We start from the raw sequence: 18,256 nt of genomic DNA, 5'->3' as shown, positions 1-18,256 counted from the left end.
CCTGTTTTTATTTTTCAGAAAACTGTTCAATACCTCCAATTAAAAGATTACAGAAAAGTAATTCCTGATCAATATTAATAGAAACATACGATTGGAATATTGCAGTCAATAATATTATAAAGTTCTGCTGCTTTCTCCGGCGGCATATTGATACATCCATGCGAACCGCCTTCCATGAAACGATCTCCACCAAAGTATGGCTGCCAGTTTGCATCGTGGAAACCAATACCGCCATTAAACGGCATCCAGTACGTTACCGGCTGTTCATATTCGTATTTACCGTTTGCCAGCTGTTTACCTCTGAGCACATCCGGGCTCTTCTTATAATAAATCGTATAAATACCGGCCGGAGTCTGACGGTCAGAATATCTCATATCACCGGAAACAATATCTGACTCAAAGATATCTTCTCCGTTCTGGTAGAAATACATATGCTGTTCGGACAGATCCACTTCAATATAAGTATTTCCTATATCATTGTAACCATGTGCATTGGCTGTCATAGAATAAACCGGCTCTCTGGTTGTCTGTGTCCCTGACTGGATTTCCTGTGTCAGCTGTGCAACCTCTGAAGCCTGGTCTATCTGCCATCCATATGCAGAACCGTATACACTGACAGTTCTCCCACTTGTTGTCTGGAACTCTCTTTCAGTTCCCACCGTATCATGGGCCGCTGCAAGCTGCGCCACATAATCTGCGATGTGCTGTCTGAAAGATGTATCATCCATGATCAGCTGTCCTTTTTCATCAAAATTCAGCCAGTCTTTGATCGTATTGCCATCCAGGGTTTCCGTTTCATCTCCAAAAGTATACGTAATGCTTGCTTTTGTGAAATTATTACATGCATTAAGAGACGCCTGCAGATCCGGATTGTCGCTGGTGATATCTGCTTTTACATACACGTCCGGCTCACTGTCGAAATCAACCGAAGTTTTATTTCCCGAAACAGCTTCCGAAAGCACATTATAAGCATTTTTCAAATCCAGCTTACTTCCCTCTGTCTCCGGAACAATCTCAAACTGCGAATCTCCATATGCGACATATGCATTCTCAGGAGCTACCTGATTCTCTTTCTGTGCACAGTTAAGTGCCTTCACCTGTTTTTTCAGCTTTTCTTTATCGTAAGTCGTATTCTCAGCGGCTGTATAGCTCTTCTTTTCAAAAAAACCTCTGATCCATTCATAAGGTTTCTGATCTTTCAGAAGTTTCAGAACACTTCCATCAGAAACATAACTATAACCGATCTGATCTCCGCTGATCGTCTGCGGATCCAGATTTCTGGAATCAACCTCTATGGAATAATTCTCTACTGTCTTCGCAATCTTCTGTTCTGCCTCATAAGCAGTTTTACCTGAACAGTCAATACCATTGATTGATGTTCCTTCAAAGAATTTATCCGAATAATAATATGACATACCTGCATATGCGGCTCCGGCACTTACAATAACCATTGCCACTGCGATTCCTGTAATTTTTAATCCTTTATACTTCTTACGAACAGGTGGTTCATAAGGTGCAAGATCTTCATCACTGATCGGTACATACGAAATTCTCCCCGGTCTTGCGGATTTATGGCGTCTGCCAGTTATTTCCGTACTGCCATTTGGGACTGTGTTGTTTTTTTCTTCTTTGTTGCCCATCTATTTTCTCCTCAACATAAATGTTACCGTTCATTTTTCCTGAAGCATATTACTTCTGAATCATATTACTGTTGATTCCGTTAATTAAGAGGCTTGCTATAATTCTTAATAATACGCTTCACAATACACAGAATTTATGTACTGATCACATAAACCTGCGCTGCATGTTTCATTATAACATAATTCTTCCAATTTGCACCTACTATTCACCTTTTTCTCATTTTTTATTACTGTTTGCAGGTAATATCCCCGAAAAATGTTTCTTTGGCAAATCCCTTGTGATTTTTCTTATTTTTACAGGCCAAGTCTGCGTTTCATATCCTTCATCACATAGAAATACATGACGATCAAAAGTCCTCCGGCAAGCACCCATGCCATCGGACTGGCCATACATGCTCCAAAGTAACTCTTATGAGCCGCCGCGACCATAGCAGTGATTCCACGTCCTGCCAGTTCTGCAACACCGGCAAGCATGGGAAGCAGTCCGTATCCCATGCCCTGGATACCATTCCTGAGTGCATTGACAAAGTGAAGTGGTATGAAAAATACTGCCACGCATTTCACATAAGTATCAACCATAGGAATGACTTCTGCGGCATTATCTGAAATAAACAGATAAGACAGATATTTGCCAAAGAAGAAAATAATCACACCTGTAACAATGGCATAGGTAATTCCTATAATATGCGCACTGTTAAATCCCTGTCTGACTCTGTCCAGTTTACGCGCTCCTATATTCTGTGCATTATATGTTGCCATTGTTGTTCCAATCGCAACATATGCCTGTGTAAAAATATTCTCTATCTTATTTCCGGCTGTAAATGCCGCTACTGCATAAGAACCAAGAATATTCAGCGCAGACTGTACCATCATGGTTCCGATCGCAGTGATGGAATACTGCAGTCCCATGGGAATGCCCACAAGAATTTCTTTTTTGGCAATCTCTGAACGAAATCTCCAGTCATCCGCCTTCAGTCTCAATTCTGGTACGTATTTTATGATATAAATCAGGCAAAGCACTCCGGATACTCCCTGTGCTGTAATCGTCGCCCAGGCAGCCCCGGCAACTCCCATATGGAAAACAATAATAAACGTCAGGTCAAGTACTATATTCAAAAGTGCCGCCAGAATCAGGAAATACAAGGGTGTCTTACTGTTTCCCAGTGCTCTCAGAATACTGGCCAGGATATTATATAATACCTGTGCAAAAATACCTCCGCATATGATCATAATGTAGGTATATGCATCCTGAAAAATATCCTCCGGTGTATGCATTAATGTCAGAAGCGAGTGCATCCCCACCATACTGACAGCCGTCATTATAACCGAAATGATAATTGAAAGTAACGCCGCATTTCCCACTGACTGACGCATCTCATCCATCTTTCCTGCACCGAATTTCTGTGAGGTCAGAACTGTAAAACCGGCTGTCAGTCCCATAAGAAAACCTATGATCAGAAACATGATCGTTCCTGTTGAACCAACCGCTGCCAGCCCTTTTGTTCCTACAAATTTTCCTACGATTATGGCATCTGCCATGTTGTAAAACTGCTGGAATACATTACCTATAAATACAGGTATCGTAAAGTCAAGTATCATCTTCATTGGTTTCCCAACTGTCATGTCTGTCTGCATTCCAATAAACCCTCCCAATCCTTTTTTAATCCTCTTTATTTGCTGTTTTCGATATCTGTTTTATCAGATATCAGAGCGATTATAGTTGAAAAGATTTTCCATTTCAAGATGTGTTTTTTAATTCCATGATTTTCTACATAATCACCAAAAACAAACAAAAAACCCTCTGATTTGTGTCAGAGGGTTTCGTCAATATCACGAACTGCTGATGTCTGCAAAGCAGTTCTCACAGTTTTTGTATTATATTATTTCTCTACAAGAAGTGATTTTCCTGTCATTTCCGCAGGCTGTTCCATTCCCATAAGCTGGATCAGTGTAGGAACGATATCTGCAAGACATCCGTTCTCGCGCAGTGTATATTTCGGATCTGCATTTACAAGAATAAATGGTACAGGATTTGTTGTATGTGCAGTCCACGGAGCACCTGTCTCATAGTCGATCAGCTGTTCTGCATTTCCATGGTCAGCACAGATAAACATCTGTCCGTCCACTTCCTTAAGAGCCTCTACTGCTTTGCCAACACATTCATCAACAGTTTCCACTGCTTTGATGGCAGCTTCCTGTACGCCTGTATGTCCAACCATATCCGGGTTTGCAAAGTTGATCACGATCACATCATATTTGTCAGATTTGATCGCATCTACCAGTTTCTCGCAAACCTGAGGTGCACTCATTTCCGGCTGAAGATCGTAGGTTGCAACCTTCGGAGATTTAACCAGAATTCTGTCTTCTCCTTTGTTCGGCTCTTCCACACCGCCGTTGAAGAAAAATGTAACATGTGCATATTTCTCTGTTTCAGCAATGCGCGCCTGAGTCATATTGTGTGCTGCAAGATACTCACCAAATGTATTGTGAAGCTGAACCTTGTGGAATGCAACCTGTTTATTCTGAATGGTATCATCGTAATCTGTGAAGCATACGAAAGTAACCTGTGGTCTTGCTTTTCTTTCAAATCCCTGGAAATCATCATCGCAGAATGCTCTTGTGATCTCACGAGCGCGGTCAGGACGGAAATTAAAGAATACAACAGAATCTTTATCAGATATAACACCTGTCGGCTGTCCGTCTTTCTCGATAACTGTAGGAAGAACAAACTCATCTGTCTTATCATTGTCATAAGAAGCCTGAACTGCTGCCGGTGCATCTGTTCCCTTTACGCCTTCTCCTGTTGTAAGAGCATTGTATGCAAGTTCTACACGATCCCAGCGGTTATCACGATCCATCGCATAGTAACGTCCGGAAACAGTAGCAATCTCACCTACACCGATCTTCTTCATCTCTGCTTCAAGAGCCTCTACAAACTCTTTACCTGATGCAGGAGGTGTGTCACGACCATCAAGGAAACAATGTACGTAAACCTTCTCAACGCCCTCTCTCTTAGCCATCTCAAGTAATCCATAAAGATGTGTATTATGACTGTGCACACCACCATCAGAAAGAAGTCCCATGAAATGTACTGCAGAGTTATTCTCTTTTGCGTTCTTCATTGCTGCAAGAAGAGCTTCATTCTTAAAGAAATCACCGTCCTGGATTTCTTTTGTGATTCTGGTAAGTTCCTGATATACGATACGGCCTGCGCCCATATTCATATGTCCTACTTCAGAATTACCCATCTGTCCGTCCGGAAGACCTACTGCCAGTCCGCTTGCGTTTCCTTTTACAAATGGATATTCTGCCATCAGCTTGTCCATAACCGGTGTTTTAGCCAGATATACAGCGTTTCCTTCCTTTTTGTCATTCAGACCATATCCATCAAGAATCATTAATACGGTTGGTTTTTTGCTCATAATGTTCTCCTTTTATGTTTATTCATAATTGATAACTGTTTTGCTGATATCAGGAGCAGAAAACTGATCATCTCTGCACAATAAAACTTTTATATCTGACATCTCTTATATAGTATCAAAATCTCAGGATTTTTCAATTCTTTTTTTGTATCTGTTTCATTTTCATTACTATATATATGAAAAGAACAGTAACTTATTTTCCATATACACGAATGATCGTGGAAATCTTTCTTACGGAATCCCTGTTTCTCAGTTCTTCGATGGCAGTTCTGAAATCACCTTCTCTTACCTTCTCAGTGATCACAACTACTTCCGCACACCCTTCCACCTTGGTATCTTTCTGGATAATCTGTGCAACACTGACCTGATATTTGGCAAAAATAGCAGTCATCTCGGCAAGAACACCGCAGCGATCCTCTACTTTGAGACGGAGGAAATAACGGTTATGTGTATCTTCCATTTTCTTAACAGGGATATTCTTGTAACAGGTACATCCGATTCTGCCGCAGCATCCTGCAAAGAATATTTCTCACAATATCAAATACATCACCCACAACTGCACTGGCTGTAGGAAGTTCTCCTGCTCCTCTTCCGAAGAACATGGCATCCTCCACTGCATCTCCATGGACAAATACTGCATTATAGGAATCATTTACAGTTGCAAGCGGATGGGAACTGGGGATCAGCATCGGGCACACATATGCTTCAATTCCGTCTGCTTCGTTTCTTGCAACACCCAGAAGCTTGATATCACGTCCCATTTCTTTCGCATAATGAATATCTTTTGATGTGATCTTGGCAATTCCCTCTGTATATACATCGTTAAATACCACACGTGAGTTAAATGCCACAGATGCAAGGATCGCTACCTTACGTCCTGCATCCAGACCTTCGATATCAGCAGTTGGATCAGCCTCCGCATATCCAAGTTCTGTTGCAAGTGCCAGGGCATCCTTAAACTCCATGCCTTCCTGAGTCATCTTTGTCAGAATAAAGTTTGTGGTTCCGTTTACAATACCCATAACTTCTGTCATGTGATTTCCTGCCAGACACTGTTTCAATGGTCTGATGATCGGAATACCACCTGCTACTGCTGCTTCAAACAGAAAATCCACTTTACTCTCATGTGCCGCATCCAGAAGCTCATGACCATGTACTGCGATCAGATCCTTGTTTGCAGAGACTACATGCTTACCGGCTTTTAATGCAGAAAGGATATACTCTTTTGCAGGATTAATCCCACCCATCAGTTCAATCACAATCTCAATCTCCGGATCATTTATAATCTCATCCCACTGGCTGGTGAACAAAGAGGCGTCTTCTATCTTCGCTGCTGCCTTCTCTATATTTCTCACAAGGATTTTCTTTATCTCAACTTTACAGCCAATCTTGGCCGACATTTCCTTTTCCTGATTCTTCAGTACCTTATATACACCTGTTCCTACTGTTCCAAATCCTAACAGTGCGGCTTTGATGACATTTTCATTCATTTTGCAGGATTCCCCTTTCGTTTTCGTTGATTTTTATAGTATGGCAGAATTTCCTATTTGTCAAGTTTGTCTGCATTTTTAAGCAAAATCTTTATCATATTTTCAAGTTCTTTGTTCCGTCTGCGAAGCCATCTCACATACCATAATATCCCCACTCCTGCCACCCAGGCAGAAATACAGAATATTCCATCCAGGATCATATAGACAGTTCTCTCTGTTCCCCCGGCAGGGGCTCCACTCAGGAAGCAGTAATACATTGCCACTGATATGCAGGCTGCGGCCACGCCTTCCATTATCTTTCTGATCGTCTTCATTATATCACTTTCCTTCTTAATAGTGTCTTTATAAAGACACTGTTACAAGACCTATTTTAACCCGATAATAAATATGAATCAAGAACAAATCGGACGGTTATTACATATGATAAGCTATAGAAAATTATGGAAGACTATGAAGGAGCGGAAAATCAGCCAGTATGCCCTGTACACTCACTATGGCATAAGCACTTCTTTTCTGGATAAACTCCGTCATAATGAAAATGTGGAAATCCGCAGTCTTGATATCTTATGTTCAATCCTTGACTGCGATTTCGGTGATATTGTAGAACACATTCCGGATAATGCTGAACCTGAGGAAAAATAATTTTTTCGGGTTCAGTATCAATATGATGTAGTTGTGTCCTTTTATAGAACTATTTGTTCTTTTTGTCTTTCTCATGATGTTAGGTCAAAAGGTATTTTACCCATAACCTGATATCTTCTCATATCTATAATATATTTTGCTTATCATATCCTGCAGAAAGTCAGGCGGATATTCGCAATCTTCACAGGGGACTTACCTGATTCGGTTAAAACATTATTTATAATGTTATCCTATAAGTCCATTCACAAAAACATAAGATTTTTTCATTTATTTATGATATACTTATTACTGTCTCCTTCGTTCTCAGTAACGCAGACTTATCTATGGCATTCTCTTCAGGCGCATAATATCATCCGCTTCGCAATTTATCAGTTAAATAGTGCGTTCAGGAGATTTGCTGCAGATTTACAAAATATTTTTACCTGAAAGGATTGTAGTATATATGAAATATGATGTAGTGATCATCGGCGCAGGACCTGGCGGTATTTTCTCTGCCTATGAACTGATGAAGCAAAATAACGATTTAAAGATTGCTGTTTTTGAGGCTGGAAATCCTCTCAGTAAAAGACATTGCCCAATTGATGGTGACAAAGTAAAAACCTGTATCAAATGTAAAACCTGTGCCATTATGAGCGGCTTTGGCGGTGCCGGTGCTTTCTCTGACGGCAAATACAATATCACAAATGATTTCGGCGGAACACTTTATGAACATATTGGAAAGAAAAACGCTCTTGACCTGATGCGTTACGTAGATGAGATCAATGTTGCCTACGGCGGACAGGACACAAAAATGTATTCTACAGCCGGAACCAAATTCAAAAAACTTTGTATGCAGAACAAATTAAAGCTTCTGGATGCTTCCGTACGTCATCTGGGAACAGACATTAACTATGTGGTTCTTGAGAACTTATATGCAAAATTAAAAGAGCATGTTGATTTTCATTTCAACACTCCTGTAGAACGTCTGGAAGTACTTGAAGACAGATACCGTATCATCACAAAGAATGATACCACTGACTGCAGCAAATGCATTGTATCCGTAGGCAGAAGCGGAAGCAAATGGATGGAAAAGATCTGTAAAGAACTTGACATCCCAACCAAATCAAACCGGGTAGACCTGGGTGTACGTGTAGAACTTCCTGCTGTTATCTTCTCACACCTGACAGACGAACTGTATGAGAGTAAGATTGTCTACAGAACAGAAAAATTCGAAGATAATGTGAGGACTTTCTGTATGAATCCTTATGGCATCGTTGTAAACGAAAATACAAACGGCATTGTCACAGCAAATGGCCACAGCTATGAAGATCCGTCCAAACAGACAGAAAATACAAACTTCGCACTGTTGGTAGCCAAACATTTCTCCGAGCCATTTAAAGACAGTAATGGATATGGCGAAAGCATTGCCCGTCTTTCCAATATGCTGGGCGGCGGTGTGATCGTACAGCGTTTCGGCGATCTGGTGCGCGGAAGAAGGAGTACGGTTGCACGCATCGAAGAAGGTATGGTACGGCCTACTCTCGCAGCTACTCCCGGCGATCTGAGTCTTGTTCTTCCGAAACGTATCCTTGACGGAATCATGGAAATGATCTATGCTCTGGATAAGATTGCTCCCGGAACAGCTAATGATGACACCCTTCTCTATGGCGTGGAGGTTAAGTTCTATAATATGGAAGTTGATATCGATGAAAATCTGGAAAGCAGATACAAAGGCCTGTATATCATTGGAGACGGAAGCGGTGTAACCCATTCCCTGTCCCATGCTTCTGCAAGCGGTGTATATGTAGCACGCCAGATTGTTGAGAATATGTAAAAGACCGGAGTTCTTCTGATGGATACCTCTAACTACAGCAATCAATAACCTTAAAGTCCCCATCTGTCTCTTACAGTTGAAACAGATAGGGACTTGTTTATTATATTTTCTGGTATGCCATCCATTTATCCATTCCCAGACGTTCAAATGAACCGCAGTACTGAAATCCGCATTTTTCCAGAAGTTTCTGCATGGGGATGTTATCGTTGTATGTATCCATACGGAGATTCTGTGTCTGAGCATAGGCCCAGTCCAGACAGAATGATGCGGCTCCTCTTACTATTCCTGTGGACGCTACCCTGTGAACTACTCCATAGGGTTCTTCATTCAGCCATTTTCCATTAATTTCTTTATAATCTTCATCTTCTTCCGCCGCATAATAGAAAACACAGGCAATCCGCCCTTCTGACATGCACAAATACATTTTATCAATATCATGCTCTATCAGTTCTGCTGAGGGGTAATCTTCCCCCCACTGTTCTGCATTGCCATTTTCTCTCATAAATTTGCGGGCTTTATCATAAACTTGCATGATCTGCCCAAGATCCTGCACTGATGCTTTTCTTATTTCCATGAAACCTTCCTTTTCTTTTGGTATTTATATTCTTTTAGTATTTGTATTCGTTTTGATTTTTCGTCTGTTTCTCAAATTTTTTCGTCAAAAGACAAATATTTTCACAATGGTCTGTAAAACTGAACATATCTACCGGCTGTATTTTTCTCACATCATAGCCATGTTTTGTCAAATACTCCAGATCTCTTGCCAGTGTTTCCGGTCCACAGGAGATATATACGATTCTTGATGGATTCAGTTTGATAACAGAAGTCATAAACTTTTTATCACTGCCGGTACGTGGCGGATCCATAAACACAACATCTGCATGTTCTCCGTTTTCTGCCATGTTTTCCATAAATTCTCCTGCATCTCCCTGATAGAAACGTGCATTTGTAATCTTATTTTCCTTTGCATTGATTCTGGCATCGCGGACTGCATCCGGATTTAATTCCACACCAATGACATTCTTTGCCCGCTTTGCGGCTACAAGTCCGATTGTTCCTATTCCACAGTATGCATCTATCACTGTTTCTTTTCGTCCAAGCCCCGCATATTCAATTGCTGTCTTATACAGAATTTCTGTCTGTACAGGATTTACCTGATAAAAAGACTGCGGAGAAATGCGGAATGTACATCCGCAGAGCGTATCCCGGATATATCCTTTTCCATAAATGACGATATCACGCTCACCCAGTACCATACTGGTCTTCTTATCATTGACGTTAAGCACAACTGTTGTAATCTGTGGGTATTTCTTTTTCAGAGCTTTCACAAAATTATTTTTTGAAGGAAAGATCGGGGAACCAATCACAAGAACCACCATGATCTCATCTGTGGAAAACCCTCTTCTCACCAGCACATGGCGCAAAAGTCCATATCCTGTGTCCTCATCATATGTTTTGATTCTAAAAGATTTCAGCATATCCCGAATTGTACGGATGATTTCCTGACTGATCTTATCCTCGATCATGCACTCTTCTATCGGAACAACCTTATGTGTTTTCGCTTCGTAGGTTCCACAGATAATATTACCTTTTTTATCCCTGTCAAATACTGCATGAACTTTATTTCTATAATAAAAGGGATCATCCATTCCAATGATTGGTTTTACATTTGCAAACTTTCCAAGAAGCTTCTTCATCCTTTTCTGCTTGGCGGAAAGCTGTTCTTTATAAGGAACACCCTGATACTGGCAGCTTCCGCATTTCTTTGATACACTACATTTTGTTACTTTTTCTTCCATAAAATATTAACCTGCTTTCTATAATTACACATTTTTTACATTATATCAGCGAAAATGGATTCCCGCAATCAGACAATCTTTATTTATCTGTCAATTTCCTCTCAGAATGTCGAAAAAGCAGGGATTCTGTCGAAATGTTTTTGACTGATTTCTGTTGAAACTTGTAGACGAATGTAGAAAAATATGATATAGTTTGTACATACAAAAGAGAAAATCATCGAATTGCCAAAGAGAAAAAAATTTATACCACCAAGGATAAAAACTCAGAAATACTCCAAAATACAAAAGATAAAATACATGAACTAAATACACCTGATAAATAGTCAAAATACAAAAGTATCGAGGCATTCCTTTCGTGCAAAAGAGATTTACCCAAAGTACAAAAGAAACAGCTTACAGAAGATTTTTACACCAGATAAAAGAGACAGTTTCAGTAATGGAGCTGTCTTTTTCTTTATACATATTAATTTCATAAGATACTATGTGTCTGACATAGCCAAACAAATATTCGCAACAGCAATTAAAGCAGGTAACTTACCTGCTTCAACTATAACAATCCCCTGAATACAATCCAATCAGTAAAATTACCAATTTTCCTGTATTCAGGGGCATTATATTATTTCTCGTTTGGACACAAAGATTATCTGCTTATAATCAGTTTTTTATTCTTATTTGTAGTTTACGATCTTTCCGAAATCAGCTTTCAGAGAAGCGCCACCTACAAGGCCGCCATCGATATCGTTCTGAACGAATAAGTCAGGTGCTGTTGCAGGATTTACAAATCCGCCATACTGGATACGGATTGCTTCTGCTGTTGCTTCATCATAGATTTCAGCGATGCATGCACGAATACCTGCGCATACTTCCTGAGCCTGCTCAGTTGTAGCTGTTTTACCTGTTCCGATTGCCCAGATTGGCTCGTAAGCGATAACTGCTGTCTTAGCCTGATCTGCTGTAACACCCTGGAATCCAACTTTAACCTGCTGACGGATGAAATCCATTGTCACGCCCTGTTCTCTCTGAGTAAGAGTTTCGCCACAGCACATGATAGGTGTAATTCCATGTTCGAAAGCTTTGAGAACTTTCTTGTTAACATCTTCGTTTGTTTCTCCGAAGTATTCTCTTCTTTCGGAATGTCCAAGAACAACATATTTAACTCCGGCATCTACGAGCATTGCAGGGGAGATTTCTCCTGTGTATGCACCTTTCTCTTCAAAGTACATGTTCTCAGCACCAACCTGGATGTTTGTTCCCTTAGCAGCTTCTACAACCGGGATGATATCGATTGCAGGTACGCAGAATACTACGTCTACTTCATCGTTAACTACTAATGGTTTTAATGTTTCTACTAATTTAACGGCTTCGCTTGGTGTCATGTTCATTTTCCAGTTACCAGCGATAATTTTCTTTCTTGCCATGATGATTTATCTCCTTAGTATCCCTGTGGGATGTTATTATATTCTTATTTATCGTTTGCTGCTGCAACACCCGGGAGTTCTTTTCCTTCCAGGAATTCAAGAGATGCACCGCCACCTGTGGAGATGTGTGTCATCTTGTCGCCATAACCAAGGATGTTAACTGCAGCTGCAGAATCACCACCACCGATAATAGTTGTGGCATCTGTTTCAGCAAGTGCTTTTGCAACAGCTTCTGTACCATGAGCGAAGTTTGGCATTTCGAAGCAGCCCATCGGTCCGTTCCAAACAACTGTCTTAGCATCTTTTACAGCGTCAGCGAAAAGCTTCTCTGTTTCCGGTCCGATATCCATTCCTTCCCATCCGTCCGGAATCTCACCACGTTTAACAACCTGGATATTACAGTCATTAGAGAAGTTATCACCGATTCTGTTATCTACCGGAAGAAGAAGTTTCACACCTTTGTCTTCTGCTTTCTTCATCATGTCCAATGCATACTGAAGATAATCATCCTCACAGAGAGACACACCGATATGTCCGCCCATAGCTTTGGAGAATGTGTAAGACATACCACCACCAATGATAAGAGTATCTACTTTATCAAGAAGGTTATTGATTACAGAAATCTTGCTGGAAACCTTAGCTCCGCCAAGGATAGCAACAAACGGTCTCTCAGGATTGTTCACTGCATTTCCAAGGAAATCGATTTCCTTCTGCATTAAGTAACCAACAACTGCTGTATCAACATATTTGGTCACACCAACATTAGAGCAGTGTGCTCTGTGAGCTGTACCAAATGCATCATTAACAAATACATCACAAAGAGAAGCAAGTTCTTTGCTGAATTCGTCTCCGTTCTTTGTTTCTTCTGCGCGATAACGTGTGTTCTCAAGTAAGATAACATCTCCGTCTTTCATCTCAGCTACTGCTGCTTTTGCGTTAGGTCCTACTACTTCAGGATCTGCTGCAAACTTAACTTCCTGTCCTAATAATTCGGAAAGACGTTTTGCAACCGGTGCAAGAGATAATTCCGGTTTCGGCTCTCCCTTCGGTTTTCCAAGGTGGGAGCAGAGAATAACCTTTCCGCCGTCAGCGATCAGCTTCTTGATTGTAGGAAGAGCTGCAACCAGACGGTTCTCATCTGTGATCTTTCCATCCTGAAGAGGAACATTGAAGTCACATCTTACAAGAACTTTTTTGCCTTTTACATTGATATCATCAACAGATTTTTTATTCAGCATTTGTGGTGCCTCCTTAATAATATTCTTTAACAGTTACTGCATATCTGTAAACAGTAACTTATTGATTTCCTGCTGTCATTCCAGACCACGCGAAAAGGGTCCGGTCCAAATCAGACCGGACCCTTCGTTGGAGTCTATTCCTTTACACTTACTGAAAATTAAGCGTTCAGTAATTTACCAAAGTGTTTGATTGTACGAACCATCTGGCTTGTGTAGGAGTTCTCGTTGTCATACCAGGAAACTACCTGTACTTCTGTTGTGCCATTCTCAAGTGGAAGAACCATTGTCTGAGTAGCATCGAACAGAGAACCAAATCTCATACCAACGATATCGCTGGATACGATTTCATCTTCGTTGTATCCGAAGGATTCATTAGAAGCTGCTTTCATAGCTGCGTTGATCTGTTCTTTTGTTACGTTTCCTTCAACAACTGCTGTTAAGATTGTTGTAGAACCTGTTGGGGTAGGAACACGCTGAGCAGATCCGATAAGTTTACCGTTCAGTTCCGGAATAACAAGACCGATAGCTTTAGCAGCACCTGTGCTGTTAGGAACGATGTTAACTGCAGCTGCACGAGATCTTCTTAAATCACCTTTTCTCTGTGGTCCGTCAAGTGTCATCTGATCGCCTGTGTAAGCGTGGATTGTGCACATGATACCGGATTTGATTGCAGCAAGATCATTTAATGCTTTAGCCATTGGAGCTAAGCAGTTTGTTGTACAGGAAGCTGCGGAGATGATGTGATCTTCTTTTGTAAGAGTTTCATGGTTTACATTGTAAACGATTGTCTTAAGATCGTTTCCAGCCGGAGCGGAAATGATAACGTGTTTAGCACCTGCATCGATATGAGCCTGAGCTTTGTCTTTGGATGTATAGAATCCTGTACACTCAAGAACTACGTCTACACCGATTTCTCCCCATGGAAGTTCAGCAGCGTTAGCTTTTGCGTAAATTTTGATTTCTTTTCCGTCAACTGTGATGGAATCTTCTCCTGCTGTTACTGTATCTGCAAGAGCATATTTTCCCTGTGTTGAATCATATTTTAATAAGTGAGCAAGCATTTTAGGAGATGTTAAATCGTTGATTGCTACGATTTCAAATCCTTCTGCTCCAAACATCTGACGGAATGCAAGACGTCCAATACGTCCAAAACCATTAATTGCAACTTTTACTGCCATGATAAAATTCCTCCTATGAATTAAGTGGTTAATTATGGTAATCCTTTGTTTGTTAAAGAATCATCAACCTGTAATGTATTGTACATAATTCTAAACAAAAATTCAAGACCATTTTCCAAAAAACAGATAAAAATTAAGTAAAAAATGTAAATTATATGTTATACTGTGTATACAGTGCTTTATGAATACACTGATCCGGGCCTGTAATTGTGATATTTCAGGTGCAGATATATCCATTTAAGAGGACACAGTATTCATTTATAATATATCACACGCAAATATAACAGTACTGTTTTTACAGAAGAAAGGACTGAAATTATGGACAGACAAATATTGTGGGATTGTCATATGCACTCTTCTTTTTCTGCTGACTCAGATACGCCTATGGAAGTTATGATCCATCGCGCTGTTGAAACGGGACTACAGGGAATTACTTTTACGGAGCATCTGGATCCGGATTACCCTGTTACTCCGGACAATCTGGATTTTTCTCTGAATATTCCGGCTTACAAAGAAAAGCTAGCTGAACTTTCAGATATGTATAAGGATAAAATTCAGGTACGTTTCGGAATTGAACTGGGACTGCAGATGCATCTGGGAGAATATTTTGACTCACTTCTCTCTCAGACACCTTTTGATTTCGTTATCGGTTCATCCCATCTTGTCCATGGGTATGATCCTTATTACCCGGAATTTTTTGAAGGACGTAAGGAATTTTTATGTTATATGGAATATTTTGAATCCATTCTTGAAAACATTTCCGCATATGACGGATTTGATGTTTACGGACATATTGATTATGTTGTCCGTTATGGTCCTAACAAGAACCGGGAATATTCTTACGGACGGTATAAAGATATTCTGGATGAGATTCTGAAGAAACTGATTTCCATGGGAAAAGGCATCGAACTTAATACAGGCGGATATCATTATGGTCTTGGAGAACCCAATCCATGTACTGCCGTAATAAGGCGCTATAGAGAACTTGGCGGAGAGATCATCACCATCGGAGCAGATGCGCATACTCCGGATAAAATCGCCTGTGCATTTGATAAAGCTGCCAGTGTACTGGAAGCCTGTGGTTTTCGTTACTATACAATCTTCAAAGACCGTAAACCGGAATTTATTTCTCTGTAAAACGTGTCAGTACTTGCCTATATGGCAGTTCCTATAATATAATATTACATATGATTTCAGAAGCCCAATTTCCAAACTGCTCCAAATACTGTTTCTCTGGTCTGCATCATAGCTGATCATGATAAAAAACTGACAGCAGATATGGAAATTGCAGCTTTCTGTATATATTCGTAACTGTCCGGTGTCTCCATATTTATGTTTTATATGTCCCGACACTGCCCGGTTACTGTATTTTTCATAAACCAGGGAGGAATATTATGGCTAAAAAAAGACTCCAGAAGAAACGTTCTTCATCAACAGTCAGAAAGCAGGAATCAGAAATTTTACAAGTAACTACTTCCAAAACTGAGCCTGTCAGAGTTGAAACTTCTAAAGTAGAACCTGTTAAGGTCGAGACTTCCAAAGTGGAACCTGTTAAGGTCGAGACTTCCAAAGTAGAACCTGTTAAGGTCGAAACTTCCAAAGTAGAACCTGTTAAGGTCGAAACTTCCAAAGTAGAACCTGTTAAGGTCGAGACTTCCAAAGTGGAACCTGTTAAGGTCGAGACTTCTAAAGTAGAACCTGTTAAGGTCGAGACTTCCAAAGTGGAACCTGTTAAACTGGACGTTCCTGTTGATCTTACTTTATATAATGAACGTTTTCAGAAACATTATGATGAGCTGAAATGGTTATATTGCGAATTATATCAGGATCGTGATGATGTCATGACCTATTTGCATGATCTTACTTCTAATATGGAAGCTTTCTATAACAGCAGAAATTCAGCATTAAAGGCATCTGATAAAAAGCGTGAGGCTGATCCGGACTGGTATAAACGCAATGATCTTGTAGGCATGATGATGTATGTAAACAATTTTGCACATACTTTAAAAGGTCTGGAGGAACATCTGGATTATGTGGAAGAATGCAATGTCAATTATCTTCATCTGATGCCCCTGCTCGCATCTCCGAAAGGAAAAAGTGACGGTGGTTACGCAGTAGCTGACTTCCGCACAGTGCAGCCTGAGCTTGGTACTATGGAGGACTTTTCAGAGCTTACCTCCAAATGCCATGAACGCGGCATCAACATCTGCCTTGATTTCGTTATGAACCATACTTCCGAAGAGCATGAGTGGGCAAAACGGGCTCGCGCAGGTGAAAAAGAATACCAGGACCGTTATTTCTTCTTTGATACCTACGATGTTCCTGCTCTCTATGAGAAGACCTGTCCACAGGTATTCCCAACTACCGCACCGGGCAACTTTACATGGCTGGATGACCTTCACAAGCATGTCATGACTACTTTCTATCCATACCAGTGGGATTTAAACTACAGAAATCCTGTTGTGTTTAATGAAATGGTCTACAATATGTTATATCTGGCAAACCAGGGTGTTGACATCGTACGTCTCGATGCAGTTCCTTATATCTGGAAGCAGCTTGGAACAAACTGCCGCAACCTGCCACAGGTTCACACAATCGTACGTATGATGCGTATGATCTGCGAGATCGTGTGCCCGGGAGTCCTTCTTCTCGGAGAGGTTGTCATGGCTCCTGAAAAAGTTGTTCCATATTTCGGTACACTTGAAAAGCCGGAATGCCATATCCTGTATAACGTTACTACTATGGCAAGCACCTGGCACACAGTTGCAACCAAAGATGTATCTCTGCTCCGCAGACAGCTGGATATTCTGGGATCTCTTCCAAAAGAGTACATCTTCCAGAATTATCTGCGTTGCCACGATGATATTGGCTGGGGACTGGATTATGATTTCCTGAAGAATTTCTCAATCGATGAGGTTTCTCATAAGAAATTCCTGAATGATTTCTTTACAGGCAAATATCCGGATACATTTGGCCGCGGTGAACTTTACAATGATGACCCGCGTCTGGGTGATGCAAGACTTTGCGGTACTACCGCATCTCTGTGCGGCATTGAGAAATATGGTTTTGAAGGAAATGTAGCTGGTGTTGACAGAAGTGTGCGCTATGACATCACACTTCATGCATTTATGCTTTCCCAGTCAGGTATCCCTGTAATCTACAGCGGAGATGAGATTGGTCAGGTAAACGACTATTCTTATAAAGATGATCCTGACAAGGCAGTTGATTCCCGCTATCTTCACAGAGGAGAATTCAACTGGTCACTTGCTCCAAACAGAAATATCGCAGATACAGTACAGGGAAAACTTTTCCACGCACTGGATCATCTGGAACATATCAGAAGTTCACACAGCGTTTTTGACACAACAGCTGATCTTCGTACAATCGATACCTGGGATTCTTCTATCCTTGCAATCGTACGCGAAAATGCAGAGGAGAAATTCATCGGAATCTATAACTTCAGCGATCAGGATAAGGTTGCATGGATCAACGAAGATGACGGCATATACACTGATCTTATCTCAGGACATGAGATGGAAGCTAAAGGTGTTATGATCCCTGCATTTGGATGCTTCTGGCTGTGCAGAAAGAAATAAACCATTAATCTGCATAACGC

Annotated in this window: 13 protein-coding genes and 1 pseudogene; 4 read left to right on the top strand and 10 right to left on the bottom strand. The window is 40.7% G+C overall.

The genetic code is table 11. The features are described from left to right. Nucleotides 1–74: 74 nt before the first annotated feature. The 5 genes and pseudogenes from AC075J_RS01770 to AC075J_RS01750 all read right to left on the bottom strand — a co-directional run bounded on the left by AC075J_RS01770 (nucleotide 75) and on the right by AC075J_RS01750 (nucleotide 6,866). A complete protein-coding gene (locus tag AC075J_RS01770; protein ID WP_025577270.1) occupies nucleotides 75–1,640 on the bottom strand; it encodes a L,D-transpeptidase family protein in 1,566 nt (521 codons plus the stop codon). 294 nt (nucleotides 1,641–1,934) lie between these two features. Next, nucleotides 1,935–3,275, bottom strand: coding sequence for an MATE family efflux transporter (locus tag AC075J_RS01765; RefSeq protein WP_118339016.1), 1,341 nt, complete (start codon nucleotides 3,273–3,275; stop codon nucleotides 1,935–1,937). 245 nt (nucleotides 3,276–3,520) lie between these two features. Further along, complete coding sequence (gpmI, locus tag AC075J_RS01760; RefSeq protein WP_008704048.1) at nucleotides 3,521–5,062, bottom strand: 2,3-bisphosphoglycerate-independent phosphoglycerate mutase; 1,542 nt, start codon at nucleotides 5,060–5,062, stop codon at nucleotides 3,521–3,523. Nucleotides 5,063–5,255: 193 nt separating this feature from the next. Beyond that, nucleotides 5,256–6,552 (bottom strand): annotated as a pseudogene (locus AC075J_RS01755) (homoserine dehydrogenase). Nucleotides 6,553–6,605: 53 nt separating this feature from the next. Continuing rightward, entirely contained in the window at nucleotides 6,606–6,866 is a 261-nt protein-coding gene (locus AC075J_RS01750; protein ID WP_008704052.1) for a hypothetical protein, read from the bottom strand. Nucleotides 6,867–6,972: 106 nt separating this feature from the next. Here AC075J_RS01750 and AC075J_RS01745 point away from each other — a divergent pair, with 106 nt between their 5' ends. After that, the gene (locus AC075J_RS01745; RefSeq protein ID WP_026648433.1) at nucleotides 6,973–7,194 is read left to right on the top strand and encodes a helix-turn-helix domain-containing protein; all 222 of its coding nucleotides are present in this window, start codon (nucleotides 6,973–6,975) and stop codon (nucleotides 7,192–7,194) included. Between the two features lie 442 nt (nucleotides 7,195–7,636). After that, a complete protein-coding gene (locus AC075J_RS01740; RefSeq protein WP_118633056.1) occupies nucleotides 7,637–9,007 on the top strand; it encodes an NAD(P)/FAD-dependent oxidoreductase in 1,371 nt (456 codons plus the stop codon). Nucleotides 9,008–9,107: 100 nt separating this feature from the next. On the opposite strand, the gene AC075J_RS01735 is transcribed toward AC075J_RS01740, so the two are convergent. The 5 genes from AC075J_RS01735 to gap form a co-directional block, all read right to left on the bottom strand. Continuing rightward, nucleotides 9,108–9,581, bottom strand: a complete 474-nt coding sequence (locus AC075J_RS01735) for a GNAT family N-acetyltransferase (protein ID WP_055199951.1) — start codon at nucleotides 9,579–9,581, stop codon at nucleotides 9,108–9,110. Between the two features lie 34 nt (nucleotides 9,582–9,615). After that, the gene (gene rlmD / locus AC075J_RS01730) at nucleotides 9,616–10,806 is read right to left on the bottom strand and encodes a 23S rRNA (uracil(1939)-C(5))-methyltransferase RlmD (RefSeq protein ID WP_476387808.1); all 1,191 of its coding nucleotides are present in this window, start codon (nucleotides 10,804–10,806) and stop codon (nucleotides 9,616–9,618) included. Between the two features lie 668 nt (nucleotides 10,807–11,474). Beyond that, the gene (tpiA, locus tag AC075J_RS01725) at nucleotides 11,475–12,224 is read right to left on the bottom strand and encodes a triose-phosphate isomerase (protein WP_476389896.1); all 750 of its coding nucleotides are present in this window, start codon (nucleotides 12,222–12,224) and stop codon (nucleotides 11,475–11,477) included. 44 nt (nucleotides 12,225–12,268) lie between these two features. Further along, the gene (locus tag AC075J_RS01720; protein WP_227567146.1) at nucleotides 12,269–13,462 is read right to left on the bottom strand and encodes a phosphoglycerate kinase; all 1,194 of its coding nucleotides are present in this window, start codon (nucleotides 13,460–13,462) and stop codon (nucleotides 12,269–12,271) included. A 158-nt stretch (nucleotides 13,463–13,620) separates the two neighbouring features. Next, the gene (gap, locus tag AC075J_RS01715) at nucleotides 13,621–14,640 is read right to left on the bottom strand and encodes a type I glyceraldehyde-3-phosphate dehydrogenase (RefSeq protein WP_008704062.1); all 1,020 of its coding nucleotides are present in this window, start codon (nucleotides 14,638–14,640) and stop codon (nucleotides 13,621–13,623) included. A gap of 318 nt (nucleotides 14,641–14,958) precedes the next feature. Between gap and AC075J_RS01710 the strand changes: the two genes are divergently transcribed. Next, a complete protein-coding gene (locus tag AC075J_RS01710; RefSeq protein ID WP_118633040.1) occupies nucleotides 14,959–15,777 on the top strand; it encodes a histidinol-phosphatase HisJ family protein in 819 nt (272 codons plus the stop codon). A gap of 257 nt (nucleotides 15,778–16,034) precedes the next feature. Continuing rightward, nucleotides 16,035–18,236 (top strand): amylosucrase, encoded by a 2,202-nt coding sequence (locus AC075J_RS01705; protein ID WP_022381067.1) that lies wholly within the window; start codon nucleotides 16,035–16,037, stop codon nucleotides 18,234–18,236. Nucleotides 18,237–18,256: the final 20 nt, after the last annotated feature.

The organism is Blautia sp. ZXY-1-C6, assembly GCF_056339875.1.
The sequence above is the reverse complement of the archived record's forward strand: the minus strand, read 5'-3'. Positions and strand labels throughout refer to the sequence as shown.